General features: G+C 42.5%; 13 protein-coding genes. 8 read left to right on the forward strand and 5 right to left on the reverse strand.

What is annotated here, in order from left to right:
- Positions 1-6,673, reverse strand: a 6,673-nt coding sequence (locus MTF68_RS19305) for an Ig-like domain-containing protein (protein WP_248463374.1), incomplete at its 3' end; no start/stop codon positions are given.
- A 224-nt stretch (positions 6,674-6,897) separates the two neighbouring features.
- Here MTF68_RS19305 and MTF68_RS19310 point away from each other — a divergent pair.
- Genes MTF68_RS19310 through MTF68_RS19325 form a run of 4 tightly spaced genes read left to right on the forward strand, consistent with a single transcriptional unit; the run spans position 6,898 to position 13,092 of the window.
- The gene (locus MTF68_RS19310) at positions 6,898-8,871 is read left to right on the forward strand and encodes a TolC family outer membrane protein (RefSeq protein ID WP_096041340.1); all 1,974 of its coding nucleotides are present in this window, start codon (positions 6,898-6,900) and stop codon (positions 8,869-8,871) included.
- A 53-nt stretch (positions 8,872-8,924) separates the two neighbouring features.
- The gene (locus tag MTF68_RS19315) at positions 8,925-11,063 is read left to right on the forward strand and encodes a type I secretion system permease/ATPase (RefSeq protein WP_248463376.1); all 2,139 of its coding nucleotides are present in this window, start codon (positions 8,925-8,927) and stop codon (positions 11,061-11,063) included.
- Positions 11,060-12,481 carry an HlyD family type I secretion periplasmic adaptor subunit gene (locus tag MTF68_RS19320; RefSeq protein WP_126007887.1) on the forward strand — a complete coding sequence of 474 codons (1,422 nt, stop codon included), beginning with the start codon at positions 11,060-11,062 and terminating at the stop codon, positions 12,479-12,481. The genes MTF68_RS19315 and MTF68_RS19320 overlap by 4 nt, the downstream gene beginning before the upstream one ends.
- A gap of 23 nt (positions 12,482-12,504) precedes the next feature.
- Entirely contained in the window at positions 12,505-13,092 is a 588-nt protein-coding gene (locus MTF68_RS19325; RefSeq protein ID WP_024033058.1) for a response regulator transcription factor, read from the forward strand.
- Positions 13,093-13,227: 135 nt separating this feature from the next.
- Here MTF68_RS19325 and MTF68_RS19330 read toward each other — a convergent pair whose 3' ends face one another.
- The 3 genes from MTF68_RS19330 to MTF68_RS19340 all read right to left on the reverse strand — a co-directional run bounded on the left by MTF68_RS19330 (position 13,228) and on the right by MTF68_RS19340 (position 16,710).
- Positions 13,228-15,186, reverse strand: a complete 1,959-nt coding sequence (locus tag MTF68_RS19330; RefSeq protein WP_248463378.1) for a LapD/MoxY N-terminal periplasmic domain-containing protein — start codon at positions 15,184-15,186, stop codon at positions 13,228-13,230.
- On the reverse strand, positions 15,186-15,893 hold the full coding sequence (locus MTF68_RS19335) for a transglutaminase-like cysteine peptidase (protein WP_348983639.1): 708 nt from the start codon (positions 15,891-15,893) through the stop codon (positions 15,186-15,188). Before MTF68_RS19335 ends, MTF68_RS19330 begins: the two co-directional genes overlap by 1 nt.
- 361 nt (positions 15,894-16,254) lie before the next feature.
- Complete coding sequence (locus MTF68_RS19340; protein WP_004589651.1) at positions 16,255-16,710, reverse strand: LPP20 family lipoprotein; 456 nt, start codon at positions 16,708-16,710, stop codon at positions 16,255-16,257.
- Between the two features lie 129 nt (positions 16,711-16,839).
- Between MTF68_RS19340 and MTF68_RS19345 the strand changes: the two genes are divergently transcribed.
- Positions 16,840-18,033 carry a flagellar assembly protein FlgT gene (locus MTF68_RS19345; protein WP_248463382.1) on the forward strand — a complete coding sequence of 398 codons (1,194 nt, stop codon included), beginning with the start codon at positions 16,840-16,842 and terminating at the stop codon, positions 18,031-18,033.
- On the opposite strand, the gene MTF68_RS19350 is transcribed toward MTF68_RS19345, so the two are convergent.
- On the reverse strand, positions 18,030-18,920 hold the full coding sequence (locus MTF68_RS19350; RefSeq protein ID WP_186807306.1) for a LysR substrate-binding domain-containing protein: 891 nt from the start codon (positions 18,918-18,920) through the stop codon (positions 18,030-18,032). The genes MTF68_RS19345 and MTF68_RS19350 overlap by 4 nt on opposite strands.
- A gap of 109 nt (positions 18,921-19,029) precedes the next feature.
- Between MTF68_RS19350 and MTF68_RS19355 the strand changes: the two genes are divergently transcribed.
- From MTF68_RS19355 to MTF68_RS19365, 3 genes are all read left to right on the forward strand, one after another.
- Complete coding sequence (locus tag MTF68_RS19355) at positions 19,030-19,758, forward strand: glutathione peroxidase (RefSeq protein WP_138579905.1); 729 nt, start codon at positions 19,030-19,032, stop codon at positions 19,756-19,758.
- 82 nt (positions 19,759-19,840) lie between these two features.
- Positions 19,841-21,289, forward strand: coding sequence for a dihydrolipoyl dehydrogenase (locus MTF68_RS19360; protein ID WP_029774513.1), 1,449 nt, complete (start codon positions 19,841-19,843; stop codon positions 21,287-21,289).
- A gap of 317 nt (positions 21,290-21,606) precedes the next feature.
- Complete coding sequence (locus tag MTF68_RS19365) at positions 21,607-22,539, forward strand: exopolyphosphatase (protein WP_138611393.1); 933 nt, start codon at positions 21,607-21,609, stop codon at positions 22,537-22,539.
- The last annotated feature ends 76 nt before the right edge of the window (positions 22,540-22,615 follow it).

Raw genomic sequence — 22,615 nt, forward strand, 5'->3', positions numbered from 1 at the left:
CGCCTTGTGCCAGCGCACTGGGCACTTCAATATCCCAATGCCCATCCGTACCAACGGTGGTGGTAATGGTTTGCACAGCGCCGTCACTGTCGGTCACGGTGAGTGTTACCGTGCCGCCAATTTCGTTACTGGTGCCTTGTAATGTCGGGGTTAAGTCGTTTACATCACCCACGGTTTGCATGGTTAATGTGGGTGCTTGTGTATCTAAAGTAATTGTATCGGTTACTGTTGTTGTGTTTCCGGCTTCATCAGACACGCTCACTTCGATGGTGTTATCACCTTCATTCAAGTCTGCTTGAGGGGTTACTTGCCAATTTCCATTGGCATCTACTGTGGTTGTTAGTGTTTGTTCAACACCGTTTTCATCAGTGATCACTACAGTAATCGTTGTACCTACATCGGCATCACTCGTGCCTGAAATAGTCGGTGTTGTATCATTGGTTACAGCATCAAAATCAACGGTTAAACTTGGCCCCGCAGTATCAATATTACCGGTTGCTGTATCTAAAGCACTATTGCCTGCAGTATCAGAAACCTCTGCCTGTACAGTATAATCCCCTGAAGCTAACTCTTGAGAAAGCTCTACACTCCAATTCCCTTGTGCATCCGTTGTCGTATTAAACGAGCGAACAACTCCTTGCGAATCTGTAACAGTCAAGCTTATTACAGTGCCAGAAACAACGCCTGTAGTATTACCAGCAATAATTGGTGTTGTATCATTACTAGTTTCTAGATCGTTAATTTGTATGGTTGGCGGCGTAATATCAATTACGGCATCAAGTTCTGCTATGGCTGAACCACCGCCTAAATCAGTCACTGTTGCACTGATTGATACACTTCCCTCAGGTAAATCGGCTGGCGGAGTAACACTCCACTGTCCGTTTGCATCAACAACCGTAGTTAAGGTAATAGTCGCACCTGTAGAGTCAGTGATCTGAACTTCAACAGACGAACCTACTTCTGCATTAAATGTATCACCGCTTATTTGTGGGGTTTGATCGTTGGTTTCACCAATCACATCAATAGTGATAGTTAACGCACTTGTATCAATAGTACCAGAGGCGCTTGCAGTATCTTCATTGCCAGCGTTATCGCTAATAGTAGCATCAACAGTATAGCTACCTTCAGCTAAAGCTACGGGTACTTCTACTGTCCAACTTCCATCTGCAATGACTTGTGCAGTGATTGTTTGCACTGCACCATTTGCATCCGTTACAGTTAAAGTAACAGTTGAGCCTGTAGGTTCCCCGCTTACCGTACCTGATAGAGTTGGTGTAGTATCACTTGTATCACCTAGCGCATTTATGGTCACAACCGGCGCTGTTGTATCAACCTCACCTGTGGTGCTGGCCGTTGTTTCATTACCTGCGCTATCGGTTACCGATACCTCAACGGTAAATTCACCTTCACTTAGCTCATTTGGTACATCTACACTAAAGGTGCCATCGGCTTGCACTTCGGTAGTAATGGTTTGTGGGTTACCCGCTTCATCCGTCACAGTAATCGTAACAACTGTGCCCTCAGGCTCGCCCGTGGCAGACCCTGAAATAGTCGGTGTGGTGTCGTTTGTATCACCCACCGGGCCAATTATTACTGTAGGCGCTGCGGTATCAACCTCACCTGTGGTGGTGGCTGTAGTTTCATTACCGGCGTTATCGGTTACCGATACCTCAACGGTAAATTCACCTTCGCTTAATTCATTCGGTACATCCACACTAAAGGTGCCATCGGCTTGCACTTCGGTAGTAATTGTTTGCAGATTACCCGCTTCATCAGTCACGGTAATCGTAACAACGGTGCCTTCTGGCTCACCCGTAGCGGTGCCTGAAATTGTAGGTGTGGTATCGTTAGTATCGCCAACTGGGTCGATTATCACTGATGGCGCAGCCGTGTCCACTTCGCCGGTTGTGGTTGCAGTGGTTTCATTGCCCGCAGTATCGGTAACCGATACTTCAACGGTAAATTCACCTTCGCTTAATTCATTCGGTACATCCACACTAAAGGTGCCATCGGCTTGCACTTCGGTAGTAATGGTTTGTGGGTTACCCGCTTCATCCGTCACGGTGATCGTAACAACGGTGCCTTCTGGCTCGCCCGTTGCAGACCCTGAAATAGTCGGTGTGGTGTCGTTTGTATCACCCACGGGATCTATTATTACTGTGGGCGCTGCGGTATCAACCTCACCTGTGGTCGTTGCTGTAGTTTCATTACCTGCGTTATCGGTTACCGATACTTCAACGGTAAATTCACCTTCACTTAGCTCATTAGGTACATCCACACTAAAGGTGCCATCGGCTTGCACTTCGGTAGTAATGGTTTGTGGGTTACCCGCTTCATCCGTCACAGTAATCGTAACAACTGTGCCCTCTGGCTCGCCCGTTGCAGACCCCGAAATAGTCGGTGTGGTGTCGTTAGTATCACCCACCGGGTCAATTAACACTGTAGGCGCTGCGGTATCAACCGCACCTGTGGTGGTGGCTGTAGTTTCATTACCCGCGTTATCGGTTACCGATACCTCAACGGTAAACTCACCTTCACTTAGCTCATTAGGTACATCCACATTAAAGGTGCCATCGGCTTGCACTTCGGTAGTAATTGTTTGCAGATTACCCGCTTCATCCGTCACGGTGATCGTAACAACGGTGCCCTCAGGCTCACCCGTTGCAGACCCTGAAATAGTCGGTGTGGTGTCGTTTGTATCACCCACCGGGTCAATTAAAACTGTGGGCGCTGCGGTATCAACCTCACCTGTGGTCGTTGCTGTAGTTTCATTACCTGCGTTATCAGTTACCGATACCTCAACGGTAAATTCACCTTCACTTAGCTCATTGGGTACATCCACACTAAAGGTGCCATCGGCTTGCACTTCGGTAGTAATGATTTGTGGGTTACCCGCTTCATCCGTTACAGTAATCGTAACAACTGTGCCCTCAGGCTCACCCGTTGCAGACCCTGAAATAGTGGGGGTGGTGTCGTTTGTATCACCCAGCGGGTCAATTAACACTGTAGGCGCTGCGGTATCAACCTCACCTGTGGTGGTTGCTGTAGTTTCATTACCTGCGTTATCGGTTACCGATACCTCAACGGTAAATTCACCTTCACTCAGCTCATTCGGTACCTCCACACTAAAGGTGCCATCGGCTTGCACTTCGGTAGTAATGATTTGTGGGTTACCCGCTTCATCCGTCACGGTAATCGTAACAACTGTGCCCTCTGGCTCGCCCGTGGCAGACCCTGAAATAGTGGGTGTGGTGTCGTTTGTATCACCCACGGGATCGATTGTTAGTGTGGGCGCTGCAGTATCTATAACGCCTGTAGTTGTGGCTGAGGCTTCATTTCCAGCTGCATCAGTGGCTGTGGCCGTTATTGTAAACTCCCCCTCAGCAATTGCAGTCGTTGCACCTACTTGCCAAGAACCATCTTCTGCGACAACTGCCGTTAAGGTTTGCGAATCACCATTAGAGTCTGTTACTAATACAGTGATCAAGCTACCTGGCTCTACATCAGTTGTGGTACCACTAAATACAGGTGTTGAATCGTTAGAGTCAGTAATGTCATTTACACTAATAGTTGGTGCGGTTAAATCTATAGTGCCAGTTTGTGAGTCTTGCGCGCTATTACCAACACTATCACTTACATTTGCCACCACACTAAACTCACCCTCAGCTAATGCTTGTGGGACATCTATACTCCATGTGCCATCACCATTTATAGCAGTGACAAATTGCTGCTCAGCGCCAGCATTATCAGTCACAATCACTGTAACCACACTACCTGCAGCTAAACCTTGAGTAGAGCCGCTTATAGTAGGCGTTGTATCGTTTGTATCACCAATATTATCTATAGTTACGCTAGGTGCGGTTAAATCTATGGTGCCAGTAACCGATGCTGTACTGCTATTACCTGCTTCGTCACTTACACTTGCAGTAACTGTAAAGTCACCTTCGCTAAGCTCATTAAGTATATCGGCGCTATAGCTTCCATCGGCATTAGTAACCGCTGTAATAGTTTGTTGATTACCGTCACTATCGGTTATTAATAAGGTAACCTCAGTACCTTGGGGTACATCTACTACGCTACCTGTCACATTCGGTGTTGTATCGTTTGTATCTGTAATTGGGTTAATAGTAATTGCAGGATCAGTTAAATCAATTTCCCCTACTTCAGTAGCAGAGGCTGTATTGCCAGCAGCATCGGTTACTGTTGCAACCACCGTAAATTGACCCTCTACCAACTCATCGGTTGCTTCGATTGACCACGAACCATCAGCATTTGTGGTTACTTGCACAGTTTCTGTTGCGCCATCGCTGCCTATAAAGGTAACAGTAACAACCGCACCTGCGTCAACATCTTGCGTAGTACCACTAATTGTTGGAGTGGTATCATTAGTATCAATAATAAAATTAATACTTACGGTTAAATCTACATTACCGACCGTACTTGCTTGTGCCTCATTTCCCGCATCGTCTATAACGGCTGCTACTACGGTAAAATCCCCTTCAGGCAGAGGCTCTGTAACTTGAGCGCTCCAAGAACCATCTTCTTGCGTGACCGCTAAAAGATTAAAAGTACTGCCATCACTTGCGGTAATCGTTAGAGTTATAGTGGTACCAGCAGGCACGTTACCGGTATTACCACTTAAAAATGGCGTGGTATCGTTTGTATCTGCAATAGAGTCAATTTGAATAGAAATAGGGGCAAATGTAACTTCACCACTTGTTTGCGCGGATGCTTCGTTACCCGCAGGGTCACTCACTGTCGCGGTAACACTAAACTCTCCGCCTGGAATAGCGTTTGGCGATTCAACACTCCACGTGCCATCAGCTTCAAGTGTCGTTGTTAAGGTTTGTATATTACCGTCGCTATCGGTTACTAAAACAGTAATTACAGAGCCCTCTGGTGCCCCTTCAACACGGCCTACAAAAGTAGGCGTTGTGTCATTAGTGTCTGCAATGGCCGTAACCGTTATCTCAGGGCTAGTTAAATCAACTAACCCTTGCTCTACAGCTTGTGCTTCATTACCGGCAGTGTCGGTCACGGTTGCATTAACTTCAAACTCACCTTGTGCTAAAGGTGTAGAAACACTTACAGACCAGCTGCCATCATCATTTGTTTGCGTTAACAGCGTTTGAACTTGCCCATTAATATCGGTAATAACCACGGTAATTACCGAGCCTGCTGGCACATCTTGCGCAGAGCCAGTAATAATAGGGGTTGTATCTTGCGTATCGGCAATCGCATTAATTTCTACAATTGGCGCCGTTAAGTCAATAACTCCAGCATCACTTGCAAGTGCTTGGTTGCCTACGCTATCACTCACCTGCGCATCAACAGTAAAATCACCTTCTGGTAGTGCCACACCCACATCAACAGCCCAACTACCATCTTCACCGGTAATGGCTGTTAAAAGCTGCACTTCGCCTGCACTGTCGGTTACTGTGATTGTTACTTCAGTACCTTGTGGCACACCGGTTGTAGTACCGGTTAATGGCGGCGTAGCATTATTAGTTTCACCCGCTACTGTAACTGTAATTTCTGGAGCGGTTAAATCAATACTCGCAACAGCTTGGTCAATTGCTTGGTTACCAGCGGCATCAACTGCTACTGCGTTAACATTAAACTCCCCTTCTGCTAAAGGCGATGTAGTGGTAATACTCCAATTACCTTGTGCATCAACTTGTGTAACAATTGTTTGTTGTGTGCCTGTGCTATCGGTAAGAGTTACAGAAACGTTGTCGCCAGTATTCAAACCCGCTACCGACCCCGTAACCGTTACTGTTTGAGATGCAGAGTCTGCAACAGGGTCAATATTAATCACAGGCGCTGTGGTGTCTATTTCAATAGAAATAGCATCGTTAAACGCATTACCATCTGGGTCAGTGGCTTCTACAATTACGCTCACGGGTCCATCGGCTATCGGGTTAGGTAGTGTAATTTCAAACGTGCCATCAGGGCCAATAACCGCGCTTACTACTTGAGAGTTACCATTTTCATCTGTCACAGTAATATTTACTGTTTCACCCACTAAGTTTTCACTTGTACCACTAATTGTTGGTTGAGATGAATTAGTTAAACCTACCTCATTTAATGATATAGACGCAGTGCCATCATCAGGAACTACCCCATCAGAAGTGTCGCGAATATTTAGCGCTTCTGTAGAATCAGGATCAAAGCTTGAATCAAATGCAACGCTATTAGGGTTAACCCCCTCCGCAATACGTGTAAGCTGAACAAATGAGCTTCCTCCACCAGAGCCCGCACCACCAGCACCACCTGCGGCCGTTGCTTCTAAATTATCTAAAATATCACCATCGCCCTCTAAGGCATCTAAAAAGTCAGTAACATCAGAATTAGCCGCTGTTTGGCCATCGTTATTATCAGTTTGTTCTAAGCTTGCAATGGCCGCATCTAGGCTTTCGTCAAACACGGTGGTTTCGCTGCTATCGCGGGTTTCTTGTGCTAATAAATCAGGGGTGATCTTTACGTTTTGATTAGCAGGAATCGACAGTGTTTCTCCTTGCACATCAATTGTTAGCGATGAATTATCGGCGGTAACCACTAAATCGCCCACAGTAATAGTATCGCCCACTTCAAGTGGCTTAATTGTGCCATCTTCTAAAACAACACCAGCAGACCCTTTTAAGTCTATTACTAATAATTGATTAGATTCCATTTTACTTACCTCAAACATAAGAATTAAAAACTATTAATTAAAATGTAGAACAGCAAAACGCATTAGATACTGTACTCAAGTACAGTTTTTAAAAAAACATTAAAAATAAAAAAGTGGTAGATAATAAATTTTATGCTAGCCAAAACGATTATTTGCGAAATATGCATTTATTGACTAAACCATAGGGTAGGTATTGATAGCCCAAGTAACCCTAAGAGGAAGAAATGATTACAAAAAATACTTTACTAAAGCAAAAAGGAAAGCTGCTTATAGGTTTAACGCTAAGTGCGCTTGGCGCAACTAACGTGGTAAAAGCCGATGACAGCTCTGTGGCACCGCTTACATACGTCACCAGTAAAGCAATTGAAAATAATCCAGAGGTACAACAAGCATGGCATACATTTAAATCCTCAATTTATGGCGTAGATGCAGCCCGCTCAGGCTACTTACCTAGCGTTGATGTATCTGCCAGCGCAGGTTATGAGCGCCGAAACTACGGTATAGAAGACGAATACAACCGCAACACTGCAGAGCTTAGTGTTACTCAAATGCTTTACGACGGGTTTAGAACATCTAACACCGTTGAAAGGTTTGAGCGTATTCAGCTCATTCGGTATTTTGAATTACTCTCACAAACAGAGCAAACTGCATTAGATGCATCTATTGCATTTTTAGATGTGCAAAAATTTAAAGAACTTGTGACACTCGCTGAAGAAAACCTGCAAGAACACGAGTCTGTATACCAACAAATTGAACAAAGTGTAGGAGCCGGTGTTGCCCGAGCAGCAGATCTAGAGCAAATTAGCGGGCGCTTATCGCTAGCGCAATCTAATGTGCTAACCGAGTACGCTAACCTGCACGATGTAACCGCGCGTTATTTAAGAGTTGTTGGCGAGCTACCCGTTAATGATATAAAACAAGCCAAATTAGATGAGCAAAACGTGCCCATTTCTATTAACCAAGCGCTTGATATAGCCTATAAAAACAGCCCTGCTTTTTACGCATCGCTTTATAATATAGAAGCGCAAGAAGCCAATGCTCAGGCACAAAAGGCAGCGTTTCATCCAAACGTAGACTTATCTGCCCGTTACGGCACACAAGACAGAGACGAGCTAGGTTTAAACGAAACAAGAACCGAAGCACGGGTAGGTATAGACATAACCTATAACCTGTACAACGGGGGCCTAGATAGCGCCAACCTTGAACAAGCATACCAAGATGTAAATATTGCCAAGTATCAACGCGATCAAGCTTGTGTTGATATTCGTCAAAGCCTACAAATTGCCTATCATAATGTGAACAATATAGAGCAAAAGCTACCCACGCTTGAAAGCTATAAAAACTCGTCAAACAGAGTAAAAATAGCCTACCGAGACCAATTTGATATTGGCCAACGCACCTTGCTTGATGTACTTGACGCTGAAAACGAAGCATTTCAATCTAACCGCTCGTACATTGTTGCTCAATACGATAGACAAACAGCCATTTTAACTATGCTTAACGAAATGGGTAAACTATTGCCAGCTCTAAATGTTATGTCTGACAAGTACCCAACATTAACAGAGTTAACAGATGACCCAATCGTGCATAACGCACAAAATATATGCCCAAGTTACGATGTAGCTGCCACCTTTAAACGCAAAGCTTTTTTACAAAAAAAAGCCAAGCAAGATAACGCCTACATGAGCGTTACAGCAATGCCTAGGTATTTAGAAATGCCACCAGAGACCCCTAGCGCATCGAGTTTTGCAGATGACGATAACGACGGCGTACCTAACGAGCAAGACACCTGCCCAAGCACGCCAGCGGGAACAAATGTAGACCTGTCTGGGTGTACTTTGTATGACCAAGCGACCGACTCAGTTGAAATAGGCATTCCCTTTTCAGCCGACTCAAGCCAAGTGCGCCCAGAGTACTTGCAAGAGGTAGAAAAGCTCGCGGAGTTTTTAAAAAATAACCCTGACAAAAAGGTAGAGATCCAAGGTCACGCCTCATTAGATGGCGATAGAAAATACAACCGCAAACTTTCAGAGCAACGTGCCTTTGCCGTAGCACAATTACTTATTGAGCAATTTGGTATAGCGCCTAATCGTGTTCAATCATTTGGTTATGGTATTGATCAGCCACGCGTTAATGAAATTTCGGTACGTGCTAATGCGGCAAACCGCCGTATTGAGGCGGTTATTACCGATAGTTAAGAGGTGCTTAAAACAAATAAATTTAAAATGTTTTACATAACATTGGATGGTATATGGAATTAAATGATGTACTTGATCATGGCGGCGCACTGGTAGATTGCCTTGCAGTATTGTGCCGCTTTCATGATAAAGATTTTTCAAGGGAGGCCTTATTAAATGGCCTCCCACTAACAGATGGAAACTTAACGCCCTCAGGATTTGCACGTGCTGCAAAACGTGTGGGCTTTAAATCAAAAGTTGTAAATAAGCCTCTTAATCAAATTAATACTGCTTTATTACCCGCCATTATTATTTTAAATAATAACCAAGCGTGCGTGGTAACCGCTATTGATAACCAAAAACAAACAGCGCAAGTTACTTACCCCGAGCTAACCGAGTCTGTTGTAGAAGAAGACCTAGAACAGTTAATTGAAAAATCAACAGGTTTAATTATTTATGCTCATCCAGAGTTTATGTTTGATGAGCGCTCCCCGGTGCTTGAAAAGCTCTCTAAAGATGGCTGGTTTTGGGGCGTAATAAAAGAATGCCGCGCACTGTACAAAGACGTCATAATCTCCGCCATTGCATTAGGCGTTTTGTCTGTTGCCATGCCTTTATTTGTAATGAATGTATATGACCGAGTAGTTCCTAATCATGCAACAGAAACCCTCTGGGTTTTAGCCATCGGTATTTTAATAGCGCTGACCGCCGACTTTGTACTGCGCTTAGTACGCAGCTACTTTGTAGAGCTTGCGGCAAGTCGTATAGATGTAAAAGTATCTGCGGTTATTATGGAGCGCGTACTTGGTATGAAGCTTAAAAATAGGCCCTCATCAGCGGGGTCATTTGCGAGTAACATACAATCGTTTGAAGCCGTACGTAACTTTTTTAGTTCAATAACCTTGGTCGCGCTGGTTGATTTACCCTTTGTTGCTATATACCTAATTGTTATTGCAATAATAGGTGTACCGCTTAGCCTACCCATTATCGCAGGTGCCCTAATACTTTTAAGTTATGGCATAGCAGCCCACAGAAAACTTGAAGCGCTGTCAGAGCAAACCATGAAAGCAAGCTCAATGCGCAACTCCATACTTGTAGAAAGCTTAACCAACATTGAAGATGTAAAAAGTTTTCACAGCGAATGCAAAACCCAATCAACATGGGAAAAATCAACTATTTATATTGCTCAGGTTAATGCGCAAAGTCGCTTAATCTCAAGCTCAATCTCTAATAGCGCAGCGTGGATACAACAATGTGTTGGCGTGATCATTATGATCATCGGTGTTCATTTAGTTATTGAAGGCGAGCTCACGCAAGGGGGATTAATAGCCGCTTACTTACTTTCATCACGTGCAATGGGGCCGCTTGGGCAATGCGCCGCCGTACTTGCGCAATATCATCATGCTGCTATTGCTATGCAATCGCTTAACGAAATAATGGAGAAAGACGTTGAACGCCCGCCAAATAAACATTGGTTAAGCCACCCCGTATTAAACGGCGAAATAGAATTTAAAGACGTATGCTTTAAGTATGAAGACGACGCGGCCGATGCGCTTAGTAATATTAGTTTTAAAATAAAAGCGGGCGAAAAAGTGGCTATTTTAGGGCGCAACGGTTCGGGTAAAAGCACCCTCGAAAAACTTATTTTAGGCCTTTATGACCCAACCGCAGGCTCCGTAATGGTCGATAACAACAATATACAACAAATAGACCCCGCAGAACTTCGTCATAACATAGGGTACGTGCCCCAAAATATAGCATTGTTTTTTGGTAGCTTAAAAGACAACCTCACTATTAGCGCATGGCATGCTAAAGATGAGCAAATTATTAGCGCATGCGAAAAAAGCCAGTTATTCGAGTTAATCAACTCTCACCCCGATGGGTTTGACCTACAAGTTGGTGAGCAAGGTCGCTTGCTATCTGGCGGCCAAAAACAAGCGGTTGGTATAGCGCGCGCATTAATAAACGACCCCCCTATTATGCTGTTAGATGAGCCTACCTCATCGCTTGATCACAATAGTGAAAATAAAATTATTCAAAATTTAAAAATCGCCACCCAAGACAAAACCTTAATTGTAGTTACTCACCGCTCATCTTTACTTTCGTTGGTTGATCGCATCATCGTGCTCGATAACGGAACAATAGTTGCCGATGGGCCTAAACAAAAAGTAATTGCCGCACTGAATAATCAAACAGTGGAGCAAGCATCATGAGTGACAATAAAAAGCCACTAGAGCAGCGCTCTTTTGAATCGGTAAGTAAAGCAATAGAAGCACGTAAAAAAGGTAAGCCTTCAATCTTTAATCGCTTATTTAAAGGCTGGCTTTCGCCTCCTGAATCACAAGATTGGGTGGTCGATGCGCAATGGGAAAAAATGCAGCAAGAGCCTGCCAGCGCACGCTTTTTGTTATACCTCATTTGCATTGCATTTATTTTGCTTACAATTTGGGCAGGCTTTGCCCCACTTGATGAGGTAGCCCGTGGTGAAGGACGCGTTATCCCATCAAATAAATTACAGTTAGTGCAATCTTACGATGGCGGTATGGTAGAAAAAATAAATATTCGTGAAGGGCAAATTGTTGAAGAAGGTGACGTATTAATAAAAATTGACCCTACTCGGTTTATTTCAAGCTTTAGAGAAAACCAATCTAAAGTGCAATCACTCACTGCAAAAGTAGCAAGGTTACAAGCCCTTACCAGAAAAGAAGATCTCGTTTTTCCTGATGAGCTTGTTAAGCAAGTACCCGAGGCGGTCGCTCATGAGCGCTCAATATATTTAAGTAATCGCCAAGAACTAGAGCAGCAAGTGGCAATCCATAAACGCCAGCTAGAACAACGCAGACAAGATCACATTGAAGCAAAAGCCGCTTTGCAACAACACACAAGCGCTCTAAGGCTAAGTAATCGTGAGCTGCAAGTAACACGCCCACTGTTAAGAACCGGTGCTGTATCTGATATAGACATCATTAGGTTAGAACGTGAAATAGTTGATTTAAACGGCGAAATAAACCGCACTAAAGCCGTTATTAACCGGAGTTTATCGGCTATCAACGAAGCTAAAAACAAAGTAACAGAAGTCGAACTTGCGATGATCAACCGCTGGAACAACGAGCTTTCGGAGGCATTGCTGCGTTTAGAGTCGATAAAAGAAACCGAATCAGGGCTTGCCGACAAAGTAACACAAACTGAGATCAAATCACCGGTTAAAGGCACGGTACAACGTTTATTGGTTAATACCGTAGGCGGCATTTTACAACCCGGCAGTGACGTTTTAGAAATAGTCCCTTTAGACGATCAACTTATTGTTGAGGCAAAAATACCGCCTAAAGATATTGCCTTTTTACGCCCAGGGCAGCCCGCCATGATCAAATTTAGCGCCTATGATTTTGCGGTATACGGCGGACTAGAAGCCGAGGTACTGCACATAAGTGCAGATACAATTACCGACGACAGAGAAAATACTTTTTATTTAGTGCAATTAAAAACCACTAAAAATAACTTTTCAGAAGAGTTGACTATAATTCCAGGAATGACCACACAAGTGGATATTATTACTGGTAAAAAAACCGTCTTGGAATATTTACTTAAACCCGTACTCAGAGCTACATCGCAAGCAATGACAGAACGCTAAACTGAATTTATTGGAGTAAATTAATGCGTCAAAGTATATTTATTACACAACCCGAACTTGAATCGAGCCACTGGCGAAGTGCGTTTGCAGGTTGTGTAATATGCACCAAAGAACCAAAACAAATTAATGCATCAAGTATTATATGGGTTCTGGCGGGCACTTCGGGATGGCTTGAACTGGTAAAAAAATATGCCCAAAAACGCTTGCCGGTTATTGTAATGACCACAAATCTAGAAATAGAGGAACTTAGAGCAGCCCTGCAAGCGGGCGCAAGAGGCTATGTAGAAGCACTTGCATCTAAAGTAATATTGCAACAAGTACTTGAGACTATTTGCTCAGGGGGCCTGTGGTTACCTGGGCAGCTGCTATCTAATATTGTTGGGGCACTAAGCCAGCAGCAAATAAATTACACCCAAGCGTGCGATATTCAAAGCTTAACTAAACGCGAGCGCCAAGTTGTTGATATAGTTATAACAGGGGCGACCAATAAACAAGCCGCTGAGTCACTTAATATTACAGAGCGAACAATTAAAGAGCACATGAGCTCAATTTTCACTAAGTTAAAAGTGCGTGACCGTATACAACTTATGTTAGCCGTTAAAGGTAACTAACCTAGGCTAGAATAATAAAACCTTCGCCAGCTATAGTTAAACTTAATAAACAACGGCTTATAGGTTAAATACTGAATTGCATTTACCTATTCGCCGCCATTATTAAACCGCTCCCCTTTTAATTAAAGAGTCGCTTTACGACTCTTTAATTACCCCATCAAAACCAAGATTAACCAGTGTATCTATATCGTCTTGGCTTGTTACGCCCTGCGCGACCACTTTAATACCAATAGAATGTGCTAATGTGCAAACACCGCGTAAGAAGGTTTGATTGTCTTGGCTGTAACTAATGTTATGCGCGTAAATGCTGTCTATTTTAAGCATTTCTAAGCCAAATTCTTGAATGTTCTTAATCTTAGTAAATTCGGGCCCCACACGTTTAAGTGCCACTTTAGCGCCCATACAACGCACCTGCTCACAAAATTCCTTAAATATATCCTTTTCGTTTACGACAATGTTTTCGCGTATATCAAAACATATATTTTTTGCCAAATCAGGAAAGGCTGACACATAGGTTAATACCGAGGCAAGCGCGGTATCATCCATTAATGTTTGCGCCGAAAGCTCTACAGCAATCAATTCATTTGGCGGCGCTTCACCGTACTGTTTAACAATTTGCTTGATTAAACTCCAATCCAAACGCGCTAATAGGTTTAAGCGATTAGCCCATTGATAGTAGTAGCTTGATTTATAATGTTGGCCGCCAAATTCTAAACTTAAACTAAGCTGATGCTGCAACAAGGTGTCGTTAAAACCCATAACCTCTAAACAGTTTAACTGTATGGTTTTTTGCTCAAGTGCATCTTCAATAGCCTTTTGCCAATCAGCAGAGCCATCAAAAATTTCACTCTTTTGTTTGTTATCAATGACCTTAGCCTGCACCCCAGGTTTATTACCTGCTGTTTTTAATAAACCATCGACACGGCGTAATAAATCAAAACGGGTGTCGTTTTTTTCTATGTAGGTACAACTGTGTAATATTGCCAAATCAATATTTTTGTATTCATCAACAATCGATTTATGCAGTGCAGTTATTTGCTCGCTAAGTGCCTGAATATCATCAGTATCGCTAAACAAAACGGTAAAGTCGGTATGTGATATACGCGCAATATAGTTTTCTGAAAAGTGCGCCTGATTCGACTCTAAAAACTGCGTTAACACCTGAGAAAAACGGCGTAAAAAGTTAACCATTTCTACACGGCTAATCGATTCACTTATTTTATCTAAATTAACCACCCTAAATAAAAACAAAGCACCATGGGCATGATCTTTCACTTTTTGTAAATGAGCCTCTAATGTGGCACTAAAATACTCTCGATTGGCAAGCCCTGTCAGCTCATCGTGCTGGGCTTTAAAACGCAACTCCTCTAAGCGTTTATTATCTTCTTTTATAATGCGACTAAACCGTGTCGATAATAAATTCATCGACTGCACAAGGCGAGCAAACTCAAAGGTTTTTGGCACTTTTGATTTAATAAAACGCTTATCGCCAAAGGCGTTTGCTTGGTACACCACATCATCAAGTGGCGTTAAAATTCTACGTAATAAATACGCACTTATGGCACAGGCAAAAAAGGCCACCACTAAAAAGCTAAAAAACAGTTTAAGGGCGCTTTCCCACAATGCTTGCTCAGCATATTGGCTGTGGCTTTCAACAAATAAAGTGCCAAATTGCTGCCAACCGTTGTTAACCTGCCCTACACCTGGCTGTACATTAAGCCCATATACCGCTCTAAACCAAGCTGGTGCGGTATTTTCTAACGTGTCGGTAAATACGCGCTTTACAATAACCTCACCATTTGGGTCTTGCAGTTCTATACGTTTGTAGTGGCCGGCATCAAAAGTGGCCGACACTAACAGCTCAAGCTCTACAGGGTCTTTTTCAAGCTGACTAATCATCAGTGCTAAAGAGCTGGCATTATCAACATTTTTTAAATACAGCTGCGTAGAAAAATAGTTTCTAGCAGAGTTAGTACTTATTAACACGCTACTTATAAAGCCAACAAAAATCACCACCAGCAAGGTGATCCACAGCTCTTGCCTAAGAGTGATTTTTCTTTTTTTGAAAAACTTAAATAAGGAAAATGACGCCATTACCACATAACCCCTTCTTGTGATGTCTGCTCCAAAATTTTACGCCAACGCGATAGCCTTGCTGTCGGGCTGGCTACACTTTTGGTCGAGTTATTTGCCCATAAACCTTGGCTGTTAAAACTAAATACCGGGCTTAAATCAACGCGTTTTGCTGCAGGTAACACTTTTGTTATTAAACTATCTAAAATAAGCGGCTGAGCATTAGGCGTAGCAAAGTAGCCTAATACCATGTGTGCTTGTGTTTTGTTTGTACCAGCAAGCTTAGCTTTTACATATATAAGCCTAAGCTTGTCGTCGCTTACGCCTAAGGCGCGTAAACTAATGTATTTAGCAATGGCATAATCTTCACAATCACCTAAACCACGGCCAAGGGTTTCTAATGGTGTAGCCCAATAGTCGTTTTGCTTCCAAAGCTGTATATCGGTTTGGTATCGAAGATTGCGTGCAAAAAAGTCGTTAACAATTAAAATTTGTTGTTGTTCTGGTTTATTTTGGGTGCGCACCAGCATAGTTTGCCAATTACGCGCCACAGTGACTCGCGCAGGGCCATATTTATGCCCCATTAATTCTATAAAGGTATTAAATTGAATAGTTAAACGGCTCGCAAACACGCCGCTTGAAAGTAAAAAAAATAGCAGTAAATAGCGCAAATTGCTTTTGCACCAAAAAAATAGCTTATTTGAGGAAAGAGTGGGCCTAAGTGTCATTCACAGCCCAAAAAAAGAAAAATTAAAAACATACACCAAACGCTACACTACTTGTTCAAATATTATTCGTAACAACAGCATAGCACTCAATATAAAAGGATGAGATATTTTGTATGTGTTTTTTTACTAGATTTAAATTTTAACTCGGTCATTTCAACATTGCTTAATACATTAACTAACGTATTGAACCATCGTTATATTTAAAGCTGATTTATCAAACCCTAGATTTACAGAAAAACGCTCCCGTAAATAGCAAAGTTATGTATTGCTGTACGAGTATATTCCACGCGCTTAACGCTAAAACCAGCCGTTAAAATAGCAGCTTAATGTAGCTTTACTATTTAAAGTACTGGCCAGTTACTTAGTAGTAGGTCACTTTTTTAACTTCACGCGGCTTAATTTCACCTATGTATAAATCGTGCACGCGCTTCATATTTAGCTCAAGCTCGGTAACGTATACATCGTCAACTGAGTAAGTTTTAATAATTTGCGCACCTTTAATTATGCCCTGCACTTTACTTTCCATGTAATCGTTTTGAGCAATAGCACCTGCTACAGACGTGCCCGCTGTAATTTTTTGCCCATAAACTTGCTCAGTCAGTTCACGGTACGCCTCAAGCTTAGAGGCCTTAATTGCCATTAATTGCTTTTGTGATTTATTAGCCCCTTGCTGCAAGCTAATAGGTGCATAACCAACCGCTTTAAGTATGGGATAATTATTTGGCTCTACATATTTGTACTCAACATGTTTATCAAACACGTTGCTGCAACCGGCAAGGCCAAGGCCTGCTAAAGTAAGTAATATAATTGCACGCATTTATTTGCACCCTTTAAACTAATTGCGCAAATAAATGCAGGTTTAATGCCATTTGTTATAAAGTCCTCATATTGGTGCAGTCCTTGCTTAGCTAAAGCGTAATTAACTAATTTTATGTGGAGTACCAGTATGAACACGTTTTTATCATCACTATTTGCAGGTGTTACTAGCGCTGCATTATTAACGTTTTCTACCAGTACTTACGCACAATGGTTTGAATCTACCGGCCATGCACAAATACAAAATGGCGACATAAGCAGTGCTAAATCGGCCGCGATTAAAGATGCAATTACACAAGCATTAGTGTTTTCTGGCGCCCGGGTTAGCTCGGTACAAACCTTGGTAGATGGCGTGCTAACGCAAGATCAGCTAAAAATTAGTAGCCACGGCGAAATACAAAAAATAGAGCTGGTGAGCGAGCAACGCCAAAATCAACAATTTGCCATTACGCTTAGGCTTGATATATTTGCCCAAACAGAGCAATGCCCACAAAGTAACTTTAATAAATTTGTTGCTGTAACCCAAAGCCAGCTTGTTCATCGTGAGCATGCCTTAATGGGTCAAATATTTGACGTAAATAAAGCCATTAGTAAAAAGTTATTTAGCGCTTTGCAAAGCACAAAAATGAGCGCCTTGCCCGTTGCTTACTACAATAAAGCAATTAATGTAGACAATTACTTTAATCAGCAGCACGACTACTCAAATGCACAGCTAGAAGAGCTTTCAGCCAGAAGCAACGCGCAATATGTTTTATTAAGCCAAATAACCAATTTAGCGCCAAGCGATAAACTCAACAACGACTACGCCTTTTGGCAAGACGAAACCTACCAGCGCAGCTACGCTATTGAGTTTATGTTGTTTGATGGCACCACGTACGAACAATTATGGCAAAACAGCTATCATACCCAAGCTGTATGGCCATTTGAAAAAACAGCTATTGTTGATGTAAATAGTGATAGGTTTTGGCAATCACCTTTTGGGCAAAGCATTAGCGATATAAATCAAACGGTCAGTTACGATATACAAGCGGCTATGGCGTGTTTTCCTACTAAAGGAAAAATAATGCACATGGAAAACAATAAATTGGTGATAAACCTAGGCAAAGATCATGGTCTTAAAAAAGGCCAACTATTAAGCATTGCGCACCATAACTACTTAACCGATGCACAAGGCAATACTATGCCGCATACCATTACCACGCTTAACACCATTGTGGTTGAGCAACTTTATAAACAAAGCGCCATTGCTGTAAGCCTTAACGACAAGCCTTTGCCTGGGGTACAAATAAACGATGTAGTAGAAGTTGCAAGCCAAGAACGCTAAATAAGCGCCCGCTTTAAATTTGGGTGCTCTGCCAACCACTGGGCTAATTGCTCAACGCCCGCCAAACGCGGGTAGTGTTTTCTGCAAGCAAATACCACATTACGTTGCTGATTAGGAAAAATAGCTAAATAATCAATGCCTACACGCTGTGTACACGCAAGCTTGGGCACAAATGTCACCCCGTCATCTATTGCCACCAGCGCCAATAAAGTTTCTAAACTATTGCCCTGATATTGGTTTGACACATCCACTCCCGCAGCAAAACAAAACTTTTGGGCTTGATCTTTAAAGCAATGACCATCACTTAACATTAATAGGCTACAACTTTGTAAATCGCTTAGCGCTACTTTTTTACGCTTAGATAACGGGTTATCGGTTGAAACAGCAACCATAAAGTCTTCTTTGTACACATTAACCGTATGGTAGTTTTTAAGCTCGGGAACATCGGCCAAAATTGCAAAGTCGAGCTCGCCGTTATCAAGCGCCTCTAGCATAGTCGCTGTTTGCATTTCTATAAACGAAAAGTGGCTATCGCTAAACGCCGCTTTCATAGAGGTCAGTAAAGCGCTGAGTAAGTACGGCGCAATAGTAGGAATAATACCAATTCTTAGCTTACCTTGTAGCGGCCCGTTTGAAGTAGCCGCCAGCTCTTTTAAGATTTCTGTTTGCTCTAAAATAACGTTTATTTGTGTCAACAAACGTTCACCTTGCGCTGTTAATGTAACTTGCTTAGTTGAGCGGTCAAATAAAACAACATTAAGCTCTTGCTCAAGCTTTTTTACTTGCCCACTTAGTGTAGGCTGGCTAACAAAACAGGCATCGGCCGCTTTGCGAAAATGCTTGTGGTGCGCTATTGCTTTTACATACTCTAAATCTTTTAAGTTCAAATTCATCTCCACCTGATAGGCTATACCTATTAGTTTAATACAAACAAACGATTGGAACTATATTTAAATTCTCGCCATAATGGCTCCAACAAATCAAGAGGAACAAACTATGTTAAAGAATATTGAAGGTCAAACAATCCCAAGCGTTACATTTGCAACACGTCAAAACGACGAATGGAAATCAGTAACCACAGACGAAATTTTTACAGGCAGAACCGTTGTTGTGTTTTCACTACCGGGCGCATTTACACCAACCTGTTCATCAACTCACTTACCACGCTACAACGAGTTAGCCGGTGTACTTAAGCAAAATGGCGTTGATGAAATTGTATGTGTATCAGTAAACGATACATTTGTAATGAACGCATGGGCAGAGCATCAAGAAGCGCAAAACATCACATTATTACCTGATGGCAACGGCGAATTTACTGACGGCATGGGCATGTTAGTAGATAAAAACGATTTAGGCTTTGGTAAGCGCAGCTGGAGATACTCTATGCTAGTTAAAGATGGCGTTATCGACAAAATGTTCATCGAACCAGATTTACCAGGCGACCCGTTTGAAGTTTCTGATGCAGACACAATGCTTGACTACATCAACCCAAAACAAACTAAGCCAGAGCCAGTAACCGTATTTACTAAGCCTGGTTGCCCTTTCTGTAAAAAAGCAAAAGAGCTACTAACAGAAAAAGGCTACGCATTTGAAGAAGTTGTTATGGGTGCAGGCGCTACATTAACAAGCCTTAAAGCAATTTCTGGCCGTGACACTGTTCCACAAATATTTATTGGTGGACAACACATTGGCGGCTCAGACGATTTAGAAAAATACTTTGCTTAATAAAGTAAAAAAATAGCAGGGGCGTACGCGCCCCTCTATATCAATCTCATCGCTCAGATTGAAAATAATAAAGGATACCACTATGAAAGAATTACAAACCGATGTTGTTGTTATAGGTGCAGGTACTGCAGGCTTAAGCGCATACCGTAACGCAAAACAATTCACCCCTAACGTTTTAATGATTGAATCAGGCCCGTACGGTACTACCTGTGCACGCGTTGGTTGTATGCCAAGTAAATTACTTATTGCCGCAGCCGAAGCCGCGCATTCAATTGAAATGGCACCTGCATTTGGTGTACATAGCTCAAAGCCAAGAATAGACGGCAAAGCAGTTATGGCACGTGTTAAAAGCGAACGAGACCGCTTTGCAGGATTCGTAGTAGAAGCCGTAGACGACATTCCTGATGAAGATAAAATTCGTGGCTACGCCAAGTTTTTAGACGCCAACCGCGTACAAATTGACGATGACATCATTATTACTGCTAAACGCTTTGTAATTGCCACCGGTTCACGCCCATCATACCCAGGCGTGTTTAATAACTTTGGTGACAAACTTATTATAAACGATGATGTATTTGACTGGGACGACCTACCAGAGTCAGTGGCTGTATTTGGCCCAGGCGTAATAGGCCTAGAAATTGGCCAAGCACTTAGTCGCTTGGGCGTAAACGTAAAATTATTTGGTGTTGGCGGCGCAATTGGCCCACTTACCGACCCAGTAATTAAAGACTATGCAAACACTGTTTTTGCTGAAGAATTTTTTGTAGATACCGACTCAAACGTATCTGACATGATGCAAGTTGGCGATAAAGCCCAGCTTACTTACACCGATAAAGACGGTGCTAAACACACCGAGCAATTTGACTACGTACTTGCAGCCACAGGCCGAGTACCCAACGTAGACAAGCTAGGTTTAGAGAATACCGGCATAGAGCTTGATGAGCGCGGTGTGCCACACGCCGACCCGCACACAATGCAATGTGGTAACTCAAATATATTTATAGCGGGCGATGCCAGCAATATGATCCCCCTGCTACACGAAGCATCTGATCAAGGCACCATTGCCGGTCAAAATGCTGGGCGCTTCCCCGATGTACGCATTGGCCTTCGCCGCGCAAAAATTGCCGCAGTGTTTAGTGACCCACAAATAGCAATGGTAGGCGACAGCTACAAACAAATTACAGACCGCCTAGGTGAATGTGGTTGCTTTGAAGTAGGCGAAGTGAGCTTTGAAAACCAAGGCCGCAGCCGAGTAATGCTTAAAAATAAAGGCCACATGCGCGTTTACGCAGAGCAAGGCACAGGCTTATTTTTAGGTGCAGAATTTATTGGTCCACAAGCCGAACACCTTGCTCATTTATTAGCATGGGCTGTGCAAAACAAAATGACCGTACCAGAAATGCTGGATATGCCATTTTACCACCCAGTAATTGAAGAAGGTTTACGCACTGCCCTACGCGATTTAAATGCCAGACTTAAATTTGGCCCAGATATTATTAACAGCTGTATGGAATGCGGACCAGGCGCTTAACTTTTATACAGCAATAAAACAAATACATACTTGCTAACAAAAAGCCAAAACAGTCGTTTTGGCTTTTTTATGCGCTTTTTTAACGCTAATACCCATTGTATTAAATTATGAGGTATTGATAGCAACAGATAAACAGAGTAATAACAAAGGCATAATTTCTATAGGCATATGTTCTACTTAAAAATTTATAACGCCGTTTACGCTTTATTTAGCACGTTAGAATGACTAAATTTTTAATTCGATTGCTATAACCTCTCAAAAATTATTTTAGCTGTTACACTTATTTGATTACTCAATCACAACAAGATGGAAAAGCTATGCCCAATAATAAATTTAGACTAGTCACCCGCAGCGATTTCGACGGCTTAGTATGTGCCGTACTGCTCAAAGACTTAGACCTAATTGATGACATTTTATTTGTACACCCAAAAGACATGCAAGATGGCAAAATAGACATAACTGCAAACGACATTACCACTAACCTACCCTACGTTGCTGGCTGTCACATTGCATTTGACCATCACTTAAGCGAAACCGTACGTAACGCAAGCGATATTAAAAACCACATAATTGACCCTAAAGCTCCTTCTGCTGCACGCGTTGTTTATGATTATTATGGCGGCGCAGAAAAATTTCCAAACATCAGCACAGACATGATGGAAGCGGTAGATAAAGGCGATGCAGCGCAGTTTTCGAAAGACGAAATACTCAACCCAACAGACTGGGTATTAATGAACTTTATCATGGATGCACGCACAGGCCTTGGCCGCTTCCGCGAGTTTAAAATTTCAAACTACCAATTAATGATGAAGCTAATCGATGCCTGTAAAGATCAAAGCATTGAAGATATTTTAAAAATGGAAGACGTAGCCGAACGCGTTGCGCTATATAACGAGCATAACGAAAAGGCCAAAGAGCAAATAGCACAATGCGCAACCGTGCATAAAAACCTCGTGGTGCTAGATTTAACTCAAGAAGAAACTATTTACGCCACCAACCGTTTTGTAATTTACGCCATGTACCCCGACTGCAATATATCAATTCACAAAATGTGGGGCCTTAAAAAACAAAACGTAGTATTTGCCATTGGTAAATCAATCACCAACCGAAGCTCAAACACCAATGTGGGCGAGTTATGCCTTAAATACGGCGGTGGCGGCCACTTAAACGCCGGTACCTGCCAAGTAGAAACCAGCAAAGCCGAAGCAGTACTTAGTGAGCTGATAGATAAGATTACGAGTGATGGTTGAGCTTTTAGCTTTTAGCTTTTAGCTTTTAGCTTTTAGCTTTTAGCTTTTAGCTTTTAGCTTTTAGCTTTTAGCTTTT

The organism is Pseudoalteromonas sp. 2CM37A (genome assembly GCF_023161885.1).
In the GTDB taxonomy this organism is placed as follows: domain Bacteria; phylum Pseudomonadota; class Gammaproteobacteria; order Enterobacterales; family Alteromonadaceae; genus Pseudoalteromonas; species Pseudoalteromonas atlantica.